Genomic DNA, 14,633 nt, shown 5'->3' on the forward strand with positions numbered 1-14,633 from the left:
CGATGACCAACAAAGAAAACTTTGAGATTATTTACAAAGAATATGCGCCGGCCATCCGCAAGTTATGCCTCAGTTATACCGGAGACCGAGATAATGCAGAAGATTTAATCCAAGAGACCTTCATTACTGTATGGAAAAAACTCGACAGTTTTCGCAACGATGCCAAATTAAGCACCTGGATCTACAGAATAGCGATCAATAATTGCTTGACGAGTATGCGAAAAAAACATCAGCATTTAAAAAAAATGACCGACACAAGCTGCATCGATATACCAGAGGATTCATCGAATGAAAAAATACAGCAGATTGATCTGCTGTACAAATGTATCAGCAAGCTGAAAGAAGCTGATAGAGTACTGATCACATTGGTATTAGATGAAAAACCTTATGAGCAAATAGCAGAAATTACGGGAATTACAGAGAATAATCTCCGTGTAAAAATCCATAGAATTAAAAAGGAATTAACCGAAATTTTCCATAAATATGCAAGACTTTAACGATTTACAACATCTTTGGAAACAGGATAGCAAACAAAATATCTTGCCCCCAAAACACCTGAATAAGGCCAAAAACTTTCGTCAAGAATTAATAAGGAAAGAAATAGCCGGTGCTGTTTTATTGCTTGCAACAGGATTAATTATTCTTGCTCTGGCATATTTCCTTGATTTTAGGCATAAAACGCTCACATTGTACACAGCGATGTTTATCGTATCGTTCCTTTGTTTTATACAGGCATACTTAATGTTGACCACTGCACGTAAAGTCAAACAGATCAACGAAGCAGCTTTACCTACCGAGCATTTACAACAGTGGCAAGAGTTTGACTCCTTTCGAAAGAAAAGAATTCATTGGAATATGCCGATTTATCATCTACTTCTCGGTATAGCGATCTCGATCTATCTTCGGGAAATCCTAGCGGGTGCTAGTTTCCACTATTATTTACTGACTTACCTTCCAACCTATAGCTGGATTCTATTTTCCTACTTTTATCTGGGTAAAAGACAACTCGCTAAAATTGACCGATCAATCAACGAAGTTATTTTTGAATTACAGGAGTTAGAACGACAGTTCGGGAATTGAAAAATCGGATCATGTTTGCTCCTTAAGAATACGTTCATGATTACATTTTTAATTGCAATAAATAACCTAAAACAAGATTATGATCCCATCTAAAGCGGACATATCGTCCAGGGCAGAGTCCGCTATCTCCAATATGACATCGGAAGATGGTCAACCCCTAAAAATAACCAACTGGTATTCAGCTACATTTCTATTTAAGAGTGCTAAAACTGCTTTTAAACAAAGAAAAATGTAAAATAAGTTTTGTAATTCTACACAAAATTTCTACTTTTGTCGCGGAGAGTTGGCAGAGTGGTCGAATGCGGCGGTCTTGAAAACCGTTAACTGTCACAGGTTCGGGGGTTCGAATCCCTCACTCTCCGCAGAAAAAGCCTTTCAGAAATGAAAGGCTTTTTGCATTTTAGCCAAATTTATCTCCTTACTCTTCTTAAGAACTTACCTCAAGTTTATATCCTTTACCACGTATAACCGTAATTTTGATATTCGGATCAAACTCCAATTTTTTTCTAAGTTTTGATATAAACATATCTAAACTGCGTCCAACAATAATTCCCTCATCTTCCCAAATTTCTTTTTGCAGCCGTGTTCGCGCTATCGTTTGGTTAGGAGACAAGGCGAAAATATGTAACAAACGGGTTTCCGTTCCAGTGAGATCTATGGTGTTTTCATTAATGATCATTTCTCGCTCCTGCGGATTAAACAAAACGGCCCCAAAGGTTAAAATACTGTTATTTTGATCGTCTAACACAATGCTTCGCCTCCGATCCGATTTCAAAAAAAAGAATCCAGCAAATGCTAAAAACAACACGATACCAAGAAAATAGTTATTCGCTGCTGTATTTATCCCGCTCGGTTTAAATTTAATATTGATCATGTAACATCCTTTAGGTTGCACTCTACCTCTACAAGCAATAATATCATCTTTTTTATTATGGGAAATAGCATATCCATAAGCTACACTCGAATTGCCACAGTTGAGTACATTAACGACATAATCACGGGCAAGAGGATCATTGACCAACAGCCGCTGAATAGTACTCACCAATGAGTCTGGTTTAAAGGTGATTTCATTCTCAAACCTGATCCGATATTCATTTTCTTGAATCTTTTCTACCGGAAGTACCCTTGATCTACTGTCTCCCGACTGCGTAAGCAGTTCATCTCCTATCCTCCTAAGCAAAACTTCCCTCCTAGCGCTATCAAAATCGTCTGTGCCAGTCATATCAAAAGCAACAAAGGCCATCGCAATAAACAAGAGTATTATGCCGCCATACAAGTACTTGCGGTTCCCTGAGAAAATATTTCGGCTTTCAGACATACGATTTACAATTTATTTACAAAGATTACATCACTATTTACAATCTAAACACCTCTATATAAGTATCATAAAAGTAATTTTGTTACATCACTCTAAAACAGATACGAGAAAAAAAGTTTGAACGGATCTAATTTACTGGGATAAATCTAATGTTCATTAAACTTTTAAAAATATGAAAAAAATTATCTACGTATTGGTTTTACCGCTCGCTATAGGAAGCGGCTTGGCCTTTGCCAATCGCGAAATCAAAAATGAAACCTTAAAAAAAACGGCCCCGAATTCACGCACTCCTACTGAAATGACCGCCGAAATAAATAAATGGGAAGCGAGCCCCAATGGTATAAAATTCAAAAAATGGAAAGAATCTTCCGGAGGGATAAAAGTACTTGACAATGCTGGGAAAATAAAGAATCAAATAAAGAATTCTACCGACATAGAGGCGGTTGTAACTTCTCTTTACCTTCCACTAGGTGCACAGTTAGGTTTCGGAGTAATGGTTAGGATTAATCGTGAAGACTATATTCTAAGTTTTGGTCTGGAAAATTCTAATGAATTTCAACAATTGAAAAGTCTGAAGGTAAACGACAAAATAACGATAAAAGGTCGTAGTGTCATGTACGCACCTAAGTATTCGTACCCAATAGTAGCGGGCGACTATGTACAAAGAGATAACAAAATAATTTATAAACGCATCCCTAGCCAAGGCGGTTGCTAAGTAACTTACCCACCACTCCGCAAGAAAAGCCTTTCAGCATTGAAGGGCTTTTTTGCACACCATTAGAAAAACTTCTACAGCCTAGCAAGCGCCCTAAATTGATTGAAAGGACAAAATGACCAGTGAATTGGTCAAATCGGATAAACAACGAACAAACTAAAACATAACGTAAAAAAACTGATTATCAACAATTAAGAAAAAAACACAGAAAATACTTGAGAAAAACCGCAGTTTTAAAAAAAATACTGTGGAATCCATTCTTCTCTGACATCATAATAGTGAGTAACAACAACGTGTTAACCTAAAAATGACGATCATGGCAGAATTAAACCAAAAAACGCAAGAAACGGGAAAGAAAAAAATAAGAAGCAGAAAAATGGCTCCTAAAGTAGATTTAACAGCCATGGTAGACCTCGCATTTCTTCTCATTACATTCTTTATGTTGACCACAACATTAAATAAACCATCTGCAATGGATATCGCCATGCCGGACAAAAGTAAATCAGATGTAGAAAGTTCGGTTCTTATTGATGAAAACCGCACGGCGACGCTCATTCTTGGCGAAGGAAAATTCATGTGGTATCATGGGGATTTCAAAAAACCGATCAGCTCTTCAAAAGTACCGGTAGATATCGAGAAAGGGCTCTCAGGCGTTATTGCACAGTTAAAAGCTAAGATAAGCACTATGCCCAATACAAAGGACATGATTGTACTGATCAAGCCTAGCAAAGAAGCGCGCACAAAAGATATTATTCAGACGATAGATCAAATGAAGGGCCAACATATCGCACGTTATGTGATCAGTAAAACGCAAATCGAAGAAGAAAAGCAATTGCTCGCTATAATCCAGTAACATTGATTTGAGCGATGCCCTATCCATACATTGTAACAACCTATTGAACGAGCTTTTCATAGGTAAAATCAATTATTGTCATCAAAAAACATGGGAATGATTTCTATCTGATGAAAATAGACAGTAACAAGTTTACCGAAAGGTCGTATGATCGATCTTTCGGTAGATTCCAGCCCAGTACGGTAAATTATCTTTTATCCAGATTGTTCCAATAACGTTCCACATTTTCTTTTACCTCAACCGGTAGGGACGCATAATTATCGGAAAACGTTGTTTGACTATAACCATCTACTTCCTCCGCACGGAGACGGTAAAACTTATTCTTATAAAGAACTAGACCAATACAGCTAAGCTGCTTTTTTAGGTCATCCTTGGGATGCCTTGAATAGATAAATAATGCATCCAATTTACCATCCTTATCGGCATCAAAAAATGCCTTTCGAGATTCCCAAATCGACGTAACGATCCCTTCTTCGGATATCAATTCATCAGCCACAAGCTGCCACATTCCTTCGATCTGCTGAAATTGTTGTACATAAAGTTTGTCGGGATCGGCACCCCGTTCCTCTTTTGAAAACACTATATAATTATCTTCTTTTGGAGTTTGAATGCGTTCCACTTGTAACACACGCTTCCCCTTAAATGGAAAACCAGAAGATTGAAAATTTTCCTTATTGATCGAAATTGTTGTAACCTGCGCCTCAACAGCATAAAATCCCATCGATAATAGGATTAAAAGAACGTATTTTCCCATATGTTTTTCCCTTAGTATTGAGTCAATTTACTGACAATAAAAGAGAATTACAATATTTCAACGAGACATCTTTACATCCAAGTGATGCGATTCTCCATAAATGTCACTACATTTAATCTAGATAAACATCATGAAGAAGCTTTTGATTCAGCTATAGGTCTTTATTCATGAGCTTAGATCATACGCGATGAAACAAGATATTCAAACACTCGATGACATTAAAGTATTAGTAGATCAATTTTATACGACGATACGTAACGATACTTTGCTCGGACCTATTTTTAAAGAAAGAATCCAAGACAATTGGGCAATGCATCTTGAAAAGATGTATAGTTTCTGGCAGACTATCCTACTGGATGAACATCGTTATTTTGGCAGCCCCTTTCCACCTCATATTAATTTACCCATTGATGCGCAACATTTTGGTCAATGGCTCAAATTATTCGAAGCAACAGTAGATGGCTTATACAGTGGACAAAAGGCCGAAGAAGCCAAATGGCGTGCGCAGAAAATGGCCCAAATGTTTCAGTTCAAACTGGAATATCTGCACGCCAACCCCAACAAGAAACCATTGATCTAAAGTTAGTCTACAAAATCTACTTGATGGCATTGTTAAATAAAAAGAAAAATTAATCCATAAAAAAAGCCCTTGGAAACTTCCAGGGCTTTTTTAGTTGATGTGATTCAATTTATGCTTTTTCTTCCTTTAAGGAAGTAGAATCTTTTTTGGATTCCTTTTCTTCGAAACCTGAGCGTAAAATTTCATCCCATAAGGATGAACTCACTCCAAAACCCTTTTCTGGATCAGAATAATGGTGCAACATATGGTGCTGCTTGATCCGTTTGAAAATACCGCTTTTAAAATTAGCATGGTGCATCGCATAATGACATTCGTCATAGATCAAATACCCAACCATAAAACCTGAGAAAAAACAGGCTAAGATAAACTCATTCGAAAAAAACAATGTAAAACCAAGATAGACCAAAAGAGCTAGTGGAATACTCGCTGACAACGGCATCACCAAACGCATACGGTCTCTTGGGTAATCATGATGCACACCATGGAAAATAAAAGCGATTCGCTTTCCCCATTCCGATGTCGGATGAAAATGAAACACCCAACGATGTAACGCATATTCAAAAGCAGTCCAAAAAGCTAAACCAAAAATAAAATACCCAATGTAGGTTAAAAAGGAAATGTCTCCCCAAACTAGCGCTTTATACGAAAAGAAAACAACCACGGGTACATAGAAAATCAAAGGTACACTCCAATGCACTTTCGTCAAAGACTCTAAAAAGTCATTCTTGAACATGCGCGTAGATTCCGTAGAATTTGAAACATAATTACGCTTTGCCATAATACTATTTTTATTATTCCCTCACAAAAATAAGTATTTTAAGCACAAATGAAGAAGGTTTCTGATGAGAAAAACAAAATAACTGACCTTTTTAATAAAAAGGTTAAACAATAATCATTACCCCAATCAAGCTAAACCCTTTTTATTTCATCTATTACCTCAAATTTCCACTCTTTTCTATAAAATCAACTAAAATGAACTCGCACTAAAATTGACAAATCCAAGACAGTTTACTTATTTAAAGTTGACTGTTCCTCCGGCCATTTTCTTTTCTACACGTTGTTCTGGTTTTCCATAGACATCAATGACACCGCCACCACGTGTTTTGGTTTCGATGGAATCAGTAACATAAACATCTGCTTTACCGCCACCATTCACAGTGACCGTCGTGATACTCGTCTTAAAATCTTTTCCTTCATATTTGCCGCCAAAGTTTGAAATGATCTCCTGTTTATTTGCCTTTCCATACAAAGCGATTGTAGCCCCTGAGGTCACTTTAATTTCAGCTGTTTTTACCGCTGTATAGAGATCGACCAGACCACCTTCTGAAGCATAAACTTTTAAGTGGTCAGCAGCAACTGGATTATTTGTAGTTGCAAATACCTTGGCTCCTTTTTTTGCTTCTACATTGTTCAAACTCTTGTAATATACCTTCACAGAGATATTCCCCCCTTGCAGCATATTCAACGTATTCATTTTCAAAACCAACGATCCATTTGTGTTGACGACCTTAACATTCTCATGGTTCTGTCCTTCAAACGTCACCAAGGACTCGTCGGATTTAATCAGCTCCACCTGAATCTTGTCCGTCGCTACAACCGAAGAAAAATCGCCAACATTTTGCTTCACCTGCCCAAACCCCATTTGGGCAATTAATAAAAGAATTACACTGACTCCTAAAAATTTCATATTTACTTGACTTTTTATTGTAGTTCGTCAAAAAATAAGCCAATTCCTATTAAGAACAATATTTTTAACCTATTTTGACATAAAAAAGGCGCCCTATCTAAGGGCGCCTTTATGATCTATTTTTTCAACCTATGCTTATAGTTTGCTATTAACGTCTACTGCATTCAAATCAGCGAATGCTTCTTTCAGACGAGCAACAAACGTTTCTTCACCTTTACGTAACCAAACGCGTGGATCGTAATATTTTTTATTTGGAGAATCAGCTCCTTCTGGATTACCGATCTGACCTTGCAAATAATCATGGTTTTTCGCTTCATAAGCTCTTACACCATCCCAGAAAGCCCATTGCATATCCGTATCAATGTTCATTTTGATCGCACCGTATGAAATCGCTTCTGCAATTTCTTCCGGAGAAGAACCAGAACCACCGTGGAATACGAAGTTTACGGGCTTCTCAGCAGTAAGATTATATTTCTCACGAATATATTCTTGAGAATTATGTAATATAACTGGTTGCAATTTCACATTACCTGGTTTGTAAACACCATGAACATTACCAAATGCAGCTGCCACTGTAAATTTGTCAGATACTTTAGACAATTCTTCAAAAGCGTAGGCAACCTCTTCTGGTTGGGTATACAGTTTTGAGCTATCCACATCCGAGTTGTCAACACCGTCTTCTTCACCACCTGTAACACCCAGCTCGATCTCCACTGTCATACCAAGTGGTTTCATACGCGCTAAGTATTTAGCGGAAATCTCAATATTTTCTTCAATTGGCTCTTCCGATAAATCCAACATGTGAGAAGAGAACAATGGTTTTCCATGTTGCGCAAAGAATTTCTCGCCAGCGTCCAACAAACCGTCGATCCAAGGTAAAAGTTTCTTAGCTGCGTGATCTGTATGCAGAATAACTGCTACACCATAATGCTCAGCTAATAAATGAACATGTTGTGCTGCAGATACCGCTCCCAATACGCAAGCTTGTAAATTATCGTTGTTCAAGGTTTTACCAGCGTAGAATTGCGCTCCACCATTTGACAATTGAATAATTACAGGAGAATTTACTGCTTTCGCAGTTTCCATAACCGCATTGATAGAGTTTGTTCCGATAATGTTTACCGCAGGCAAAGCAAACTTATGTTTCTTCGCAACCTCAAACAACTCTTGTACTTGATCTCCTGTCAATACACCTTTAAAATCTTTTAGGCTCATATTTCTGTTATTGATTTATTTTAATCTTTCATTAAACTTGAAGCTACTAAATTATTAAAAATTATTATTACTTCCTAATTTTTATAGTGTACTAAATACACTATCATTTCACATGGGATATAGAATGTTAACAAATCATAAAACCCTGATTGTTCAATTGAATAGGAACTTCCGATTACTCCTTTTTTCAATGGCATTGACAACAAAATATCCACAATTATCCTTAAATCACAGATAAGACACCATAGAAATATGAATTATTTTAAAAATTGTATCGGGATTGATTAAATTTGGATTCACCAAATTGTCACTATTATGCTACAGGTATACGGTATCAAAAATTGTAACACAGTAAAAAAAGCACTTACATGGTTGGAAGACAATAATGTTCCCTTTCAATTTCATGACTTCAAAAAAGAAGGCGTCAGTGTGGATAAATTAAAAGAATGGGAAAAACAAGTAGACTGGCAGGCTCTAGTGAATAAAAAGGGAACTACATGGAAAAAGTTATCTCCGGAAACTCAAGAGCAAGTCATTGACAGTGATAGTGCCAATAAAGTACTTCAGGAAAATACAAGTATGATTAAACGTCCTGTTATTGAATACAACAAAGGTATATTACTCGGTTTTAATGAAGCAGAGTACGTAACAAATTTAAAATAGTTCCACAATGCTTCCCGGAATGGAGGTTCTAAAAAGCCTCCAATTATCCAAAATAAACCTTTAAGGTCACTTTCTATCCCTTTTATTATAAAACGTCGTTTGCGTTTTTTTTGGCTCAATGTACTTTTCATTGTATATTGGAGCAAATAAACATAATTTAAGTAGACGTATGATGAAAAGAATTGCACTGGCTTCTTTAAGCCTTGTTGCGTTGAGCTATGCTTACCCAGCCTTTGCACAGGAGAAAACATCCAATTACAGCTATACAGAGGCCTTTGCACCCTTGTTTTTTAAAAATAATGGCAATGAATATCGTTCCGCAGCCGGAAAACCGGGCCCTGCCTACTGGCAAAATGCAGCCGACTATAAAATTCAGGCTTCCCTGAACGATCAAAATGATCAAATTACAGGATCTGTCGAGATTACCTATAGCAACAATAGTCCAGACAATATGAACTATCTGTGGTTACAATTAGATCAAAATATGTTTTCACAACATGGCCGCGGTCAATTGATCTCCCCCTTGACCAACAGCCGTTACGGTGATGGCAACTCAACTTTTGATGGTGGATATCAGATACAATCTGTTACGGATGTAAACGGAAATACGATCGAACATATTATTAACGATACCCGCATGCAGCTTCGACTTCCTGCTGCGTTAAAGAGCAAGGGCGGAAAAATAACTTTTAAGATTAAATACCAATACACAGTTCCTAAATACGGTGCGGACCGTACAGGTATACTTGACACAAAAAACGGAAAAATCTATGCCATTGCACAATGGTTCCCAAGACTGTGTGTCTATGACGACATTAGAGGTTGGAATACCCTTCCTTATACAGGGCCGGGAGAATTCTATCGTGAATTCGGAAATTACCAGGTTGAGATCACTACTCCGGCAAACCACATGGTTGTATTGGGTGGCGAATTGTTAAACCCACAGGAAGTATTTACAGCTGAACAACTCAAGCGATATCAACAGGCACAACGCAGCGACGAAACCGTGATCATCCGCTCCGCCGAAGAAGTTAACGCAAAAAACTCCAGGCCTGACAAGAAAACCTTAACCTGGAAATATCAACTTAATAATGCGCAAGACATTGCTTGGGCATCCTCTACGGCATTTATATTAGATGGCGCGAAGATCAATCTACCGAGTGGAAAAAAATCCCTCGCTTTGTCTGCCTATCCAATTGAAAGTAACAGTAACAATGCCTGGGAACGCTCGACAGAATACACCAAAGCTGCAATTGAAATCTATTCAAAAAGCTGGTTTGAGTATCCTTACCCTGTAGCGGTCAATGTAGCCTCCAATGTCGGTGGAATGGAATATCCAGCTTTGTCGTTCTGTGGCAATCAGGCCAAAGCAGGATCTCTTTGGGGTGTTACCAACCACGAGTTTGGTCACAATTGGTTCCCAATGATTGTCGCATCCAACGAACGTGAATATGGCTGGATGGATGAAGGGTTCAATACATTTATTAACGAACTCGCAACAAAAGAATTCAACAATGGCGAATATTACCGTAATCAGGCGAGCAGATCGTACATCTTTACTGCCCGTAATCTTGAACCGATCATGAGTACCCCGCAAAACATGAAAGAACGTAATATTGGTGCTTTGGTCTACTATAAGCCAGCTTATGGACTGAAATTATTGCGAAACGAAATCATCGGTCCTGAACGTTTCGATTACGCCTTTAAAAAGTATATCCAAGAATGGGCTTACAAACACCCTACTCCGGAGGATTTCTTCAAAGCCATTGAAAATGGTGCTGGTGAAAACCTAAACTGGTTCTGGCGCGGGTGGTTTGTCAACAACTGGCAAATGGACCAAGGTATAAAATCAGTATCCTATGTCAACAACGAGCCAAAATTTGGCGCACTTGTCACCGTGGAAAATCTCGAAAAATTACCGATGCCAGTTATTGTTGAAGCTACAACCGTATCGGGCAAGAAGATTCGAAAAAAACTACCAGTGGAAATCTGGGAAAGAAACGACGTATGGCAATTTAAAATTCCGACCACAGAGCCACTGCAATCTGTACAGTTAGATCCTGACATGGTCATGCCGGACAAGAACCCAGACAATAATTCGTGGAAAGCAAATTAGCAGATTTTCAAAATCTATTCGTTATTTTTGGCTAGAGAACGATCATGAACGTACGGCGTAAACAAAACGGCAAATACCCTGTTCATTCATAGATTGAAAATACATAACTATATTTATTCACATGAAAATCTTACAAACGATTCTAAGCTGCTTACTTATTACACTAATGAGTGGACATCTTGTTGCACAGGAAAAAACCAAGGGGATTATTATGGAACTTGTCAGCGGTGAGAAAATTGAGGCTGCACAAATTCAAAATTTAAGAACCAAGGCTGAAGTACAGACCAATAGAGATGGCTCCTTTGCAATTGACGCCAATGTTAACGACCTTTTGTTAATCAAGGCTGTGGGATATGAACAAGATACTGTTTTCATTTATGATACGAGCTTACGCAGAATCTATTTGAACAGAATGAATAATGTTATCGAACTCAGTGAAGTTGTCGTAGAAAGGATGACAGACAGTAGACTTGCTGCTGAAATCCAGCGCGAGAAGACTTTAGGAAAGTATTCCGACGCAAGTCAAAACCGCGGCGGAGTACGAATTTCTCCAAGCCGTATATTTAGCAAAGAGGGAAAACAAGCACGTTCAAATTATAAACTCTTAGTCGATGAACGTGAGAAAAGAGCAGTTGATCGCAAATTCACCGAAAATCTGATCAAAGAATTGACTCCGCTCAATGGTTCGGATCTAGCCCTGTTTAAGGAAAGATTTAGACCTTCCTATAAATTTATTCAAAACAGCAGCCAAGAGACTCTGAAAGTCTATATCATGGATAGCTATAAAAAATTTAACGAGAAAAAATAAAAAACAAACACTTTTATCACGTGATTGTCAGAAGGTTTTAAACTGTAATAATTTTTATTTCAGTTTAAAACCTTTTCTGTTACTTTGTGTTATAATTTAGAAAAATCAGCAGAGGATGTTACACAACTTGAGGTTCGCAACAGCATTACACATTATGGTTCTGGCACAGTTAGAAGAGTCAAATCAATGGCTTTCTTCTGAATATATTGCGTCAAGCATCCAAGTCAATGCAAGTGTGGTTCGCAAAGAAATTGCATCTCTCAAAACAGCATCTTTACTAACGAGTAAAGAAGGTAAGGGCGGCGGTATTCGTATAAATCCCGAGAATCCAACGATTACCTTGGCTGATATTTATATCAGCACCAAGCAAACCGATTTCGGCGGGAAATTTAACAGTCCCAATCCTGCCTGTGTTGTTGGCAAAAATATCAACTCCAAACTCCAGGATCTGTATCAGGAAGTCGACACTGATATTGTACAGCGTTTGGAAAAGATAACCCTGGCTGATTTTAGCAAAACATTTAATTAAAGGAAGCATGAAAGTAGCAGTAATTGGATCCACAGGATACGTAGGATCTCATCTCGTAAAAGAATTGGTAGACCGTAACTATGACGTAGTCGCCATCGCCCGCCACATCGAAAATATTCCATCGAGTGAAAAAGTAACCAAACTCCAAGTAGATATCAATGATAATAATCAATTGGTTTCTGCCCTAAAAGGTGTTGATGTTGTTGTTTCAGCTTTTAATGCCGGATGGACCAACCCTAATCTTTATGAGGATTTTACAAAAGGTGCATTGGCCATCCAACAGGCTGTTAAAGATGCCGGTATCAATCGTTTCATTGTTATTGGTGGTGCAGGAAGTTTATTGATTGATGGAAATAGACTGGTCGATTCACCGGATTTTCCCAAAGAAATTAAACCTGGGGCATTAGCTGCAGCAGATTATCTGAATACCATCCAGAAAGAAGATCAACTTACCTGGACCATGTTTAGTCCCGCTATAGAAATGAATTCCCATGCTGGTGGAACACGTACCGGAAAATACCGCACAGGCCTTGATGCTCCCGTATTTGATCAGGAAGGTCGTTCTAGATTATCAGTAGAGGATCTTGCTGTAGCAATAGCAGACGAAATTGAGAACAAACAATTCCTCAATAAACGCTTTACAGCAGCGTATTAGTACCCAAACAAGCATTTGATTCAGATTTTATTACAAAAGGGAGGAGCAATCTTCCCTTTTTTCATTGAGATCATTTATATTTGACATTAATTAAACAATTGAAAAGCTAAATAATCGTAAAGAATTAATCCTATGCTATTTAAAAAATCGATTCCTCAACTCATTGCTGAAGCAAATGAAAATGGAGAACACACGCTAAAGAGGACACTGTCCAGCTCGGGCCTTATCGCCCTCGGGGTCGGGGCCATCATTGGGGCAGGACTTTTCTCCCTAACAGGGATTGCTGCTGCTGAAAATGCAGGGCCAGCTGTTATCCTATCTTTCATTATCGCAGCAGTAGGCTGTGGGTTCGCAGGTCTTTGTTATGCCGAATTTGCCTCTATGATTCCTGTTGCCGGAAGTGCTTACACATATTCCTACGCCACAATGGGTGAATTTGTCGCCTGGATTATCGGCTGGGATCTCGTCCTAGAATACGCACTGGCAGGAGCTACAGTAGCCGTCAGCTGGTCCCAATATTTCAACCAGCTCCTGATGATATTCCATATCCAGCTCCCCGATACCCTACTCAAAGGCCCTTGGGAAGGTGGAGTGGTCAACTTACCTGCTATCATTATTGTTTGTTTACTGTCGCTATTGCTCATGCGTGGTACACAGGAATCATCCCGTGTAAACAATATATTGGTTATCCTAAAAGTCGGTGTTGTATTGATTTTTATCGCCTTGGGATGGAGCTTTATCAATCCTGCAAACCACGATCCATTTATCCCTGTAAATGCAGGTGAAGAGCTTGTAAAAAGTGGACAACAAAGCTTCTGGTCATTTTTAAAGAGTGATGACTTCGGTCACTTTGGTATCAGTGGTGTATTGCGCGCTGCTGGGGTTGTCTTTTTTGCATTCATCGGCTTTGACGCAGTGAGTACAGCTGCCCAGGAAGCGAAAGATCCAAAAAAAGGTATGCCAATCGGTATCATCGGCTCGTTAATAATCTGTACACTTTTGTACGTTTTATTCTCTTACGTAATGACAGGCATCGAAAACTATACGATGTTCAAAGGTGACGCAAAACCTGTTGCGACAGCTTTTGCAAAAACTGGATATCATTTCTTAAATACAGCGTTGATTATTACGATTATTGCAGGATACACTTCAGTTATTCTCGTGATGTTACTTGGTCAGAGCCGCGTATTTTATTCGATGAGTAAAGATGGTTTGCTTCCAAAGATATTTTCAGACTTATCCAAAAGACAGACTCCTTGGAAAACAAATGCTATTTTCATGGTATTTGTAAGTATATTCGCAGGTTTCGTTCCAGTTTCTGACCTTGGCCATATGGTAAGTATTGGTACCCTATTTGCCTTCACTCTCGTATGTGTAGGTATTCTAGTACTGCGTAAAACAGATCCTAATTTGGAACGCCCATTTAAAACACCATTGGTTCCTTTCGTTCCAATCATGGGTATCTTGGTCTGTATTTTAATGATGGCTTCATTGCCAATTGAAAGCTGGGAGCGTTTAGCCGTCTGGCTTGCTATAGGCTTATTGATTTACTTTGTATACGGCAAAAAACATAGTGTCATTAGAAAACAACATCAGAACCAACAAAAGGTTGGTTAAACATAAAAAAGGCTTCTTAATAAAGAAGCCTTTTTTATGTTTA

16 protein-coding genes and 1 tRNA gene are annotated in these 14,633 nt (G+C 38.3%); 12 read left to right on the plus strand and 5 right to left on the minus strand.

Annotated features, from left to right (window positions below):
- Positions 1 to 2 precede the first annotated feature (2 nt).
- The 3 genes from CBM24_RS22590 (at position 3) to CBM24_RS22600 (ending at position 1,442) form a co-directional block, all read left to right on the plus strand.
- Positions 3 to 497 carry an RNA polymerase sigma factor gene (locus tag CBM24_RS22590; protein WP_088162822.1) on the plus strand — a complete coding sequence of 165 codons (495 nt, stop codon included), beginning with the start codon at positions 3 to 5 and terminating at the stop codon, positions 495 to 497.
- Positions 484 to 1,080: a hypothetical protein gene (locus tag CBM24_RS22595; protein WP_088162823.1), complete on the plus strand. Its 597-nt coding sequence runs from the start codon at positions 484 to 486 to the stop codon at positions 1,078 to 1,080. Before CBM24_RS22590 ends, CBM24_RS22595 begins: the two co-directional genes overlap by 14 nt.
- 277 nt (positions 1,081 to 1,357) lie before the next feature.
- A tRNA-Ser gene (locus CBM24_RS22600) sits at positions 1,358 to 1,442 on the plus strand.
- A gap of 65 nt (positions 1,443 to 1,507) precedes the next feature.
- On the opposite strand, the gene CBM24_RS22605 is transcribed toward CBM24_RS22600, so the two are convergent.
- Complete coding sequence (locus tag CBM24_RS22605; RefSeq protein ID WP_088162824.1) at positions 1,508 to 2,398, minus strand: winged helix-turn-helix domain-containing protein; 891 nt, start codon at positions 2,396 to 2,398, stop codon at positions 1,508 to 1,510.
- A 172-nt stretch (positions 2,399 to 2,570) separates the two neighbouring features.
- Between CBM24_RS22605 and CBM24_RS22610 the strand changes: the two genes are divergently transcribed.
- Complete coding sequence (locus tag CBM24_RS22610; RefSeq protein WP_088162825.1) at positions 2,571 to 3,113, plus strand: hypothetical protein; 543 nt, start codon at positions 2,571 to 2,573, stop codon at positions 3,111 to 3,113.
- 316 nt (positions 3,114 to 3,429) lie between these two features.
- Complete coding sequence (locus CBM24_RS22615) at positions 3,430 to 3,966, plus strand: ExbD/TolR family protein (protein WP_088163745.1); 537 nt, start codon at positions 3,430 to 3,432, stop codon at positions 3,964 to 3,966.
- 187 nt (positions 3,967 to 4,153) lie between these two features.
- Here the strand turns inward: CBM24_RS22615 and CBM24_RS22620 are convergent, their stop codons facing one another.
- On the minus strand, positions 4,154 to 4,720 hold the full coding sequence (locus tag CBM24_RS22620; protein ID WP_088162826.1) for a hypothetical protein: 567 nt from the start codon (positions 4,718 to 4,720) through the stop codon (positions 4,154 to 4,156).
- 187 nt (positions 4,721 to 4,907) lie between these two features.
- On the opposite strand from CBM24_RS22620, the gene CBM24_RS22625 reads away from it, so the two are divergent.
- Positions 4,908 to 5,300: a group III truncated hemoglobin gene (locus tag CBM24_RS22625; RefSeq protein ID WP_088162827.1), complete on the plus strand. Its 393-nt coding sequence runs from the start codon at positions 4,908 to 4,910 to the stop codon at positions 5,298 to 5,300.
- Positions 5,301 to 5,409: 109 nt separating this feature from the next.
- Here the strand turns inward: CBM24_RS22625 and CBM24_RS22630 are convergent, their stop codons facing one another.
- From CBM24_RS22630 to fbaA, 3 genes are all read right to left on the minus strand, one after another.
- The gene (locus CBM24_RS22630; protein WP_232475606.1) at positions 5,410 to 6,078 is read right to left on the minus strand and encodes a sterol desaturase family protein; all 669 of its coding nucleotides are present in this window, start codon (positions 6,076 to 6,078) and stop codon (positions 5,410 to 5,412) included.
- A 234-nt stretch (positions 6,079 to 6,312) separates the two neighbouring features.
- The gene (locus CBM24_RS22635) at positions 6,313 to 6,987 is read right to left on the minus strand and encodes a head GIN domain-containing protein (RefSeq protein WP_088162828.1); all 675 of its coding nucleotides are present in this window, start codon (positions 6,985 to 6,987) and stop codon (positions 6,313 to 6,315) included.
- 135 nt (positions 6,988 to 7,122) lie between these two features.
- Entirely contained in the window at positions 7,123 to 8,202 is a 1,080-nt protein-coding gene (fbaA, locus tag CBM24_RS22640) for a class II fructose-bisphosphate aldolase (RefSeq protein ID WP_046672381.1), read from the minus strand.
- A gap of 315 nt (positions 8,203 to 8,517) precedes the next feature.
- On the opposite strand from fbaA, the gene CBM24_RS22645 reads away from it, so the two are divergent.
- The 6 genes from CBM24_RS22645 to CBM24_RS22670 all read left to right on the plus strand — a co-directional run bounded on the left by CBM24_RS22645 (position 8,518) and on the right by CBM24_RS22670 (position 14,590).
- The gene (locus tag CBM24_RS22645) at positions 8,518 to 8,865 is read left to right on the plus strand and encodes an ArsC family reductase (RefSeq protein ID WP_088162829.1); all 348 of its coding nucleotides are present in this window, start codon (positions 8,518 to 8,520) and stop codon (positions 8,863 to 8,865) included.
- A gap of 169 nt (positions 8,866 to 9,034) precedes the next feature.
- Positions 9,035 to 10,981: a M1 family metallopeptidase gene (locus tag CBM24_RS22650; protein WP_232475607.1), complete on the plus strand. Its 1,947-nt coding sequence runs from the start codon at positions 9,035 to 9,037 to the stop codon at positions 10,979 to 10,981.
- 121 nt (positions 10,982 to 11,102) lie between these two features.
- Complete coding sequence (locus CBM24_RS22655; RefSeq protein WP_075994047.1) at positions 11,103 to 11,789, plus strand: carboxypeptidase-like regulatory domain-containing protein; 687 nt, start codon at positions 11,103 to 11,105, stop codon at positions 11,787 to 11,789.
- 115 nt (positions 11,790 to 11,904) lie between these two features.
- Positions 11,905 to 12,318 (plus strand): Rrf2 family transcriptional regulator, encoded by a 414-nt coding sequence (locus tag CBM24_RS22660; RefSeq protein WP_088162831.1) that lies wholly within the window; start codon positions 11,905 to 11,907, stop codon positions 12,316 to 12,318.
- Between the two features lie 7 nt (positions 12,319 to 12,325).
- Positions 12,326 to 12,973 carry an NAD(P)-dependent oxidoreductase gene (locus CBM24_RS22665; protein ID WP_075994049.1) on the plus strand — a complete coding sequence of 216 codons (648 nt, stop codon included), beginning with the start codon at positions 12,326 to 12,328 and terminating at the stop codon, positions 12,971 to 12,973.
- Between the two features lie 132 nt (positions 12,974 to 13,105).
- On the plus strand, positions 13,106 to 14,590 hold the full coding sequence (locus CBM24_RS22670; protein WP_075994050.1) for an amino acid permease: 1,485 nt from the start codon (positions 13,106 to 13,108) through the stop codon (positions 14,588 to 14,590).
- Positions 14,591 to 14,633 lie beyond the last annotated feature (43 nt).

The organism is Sphingobacterium sp. G1-14, from assembly GCF_002196555.1.
GTDB lineage: Bacteria > Bacteroidota > Bacteroidia > Sphingobacteriales > Sphingobacteriaceae > Sphingobacterium > Sphingobacterium siyangense.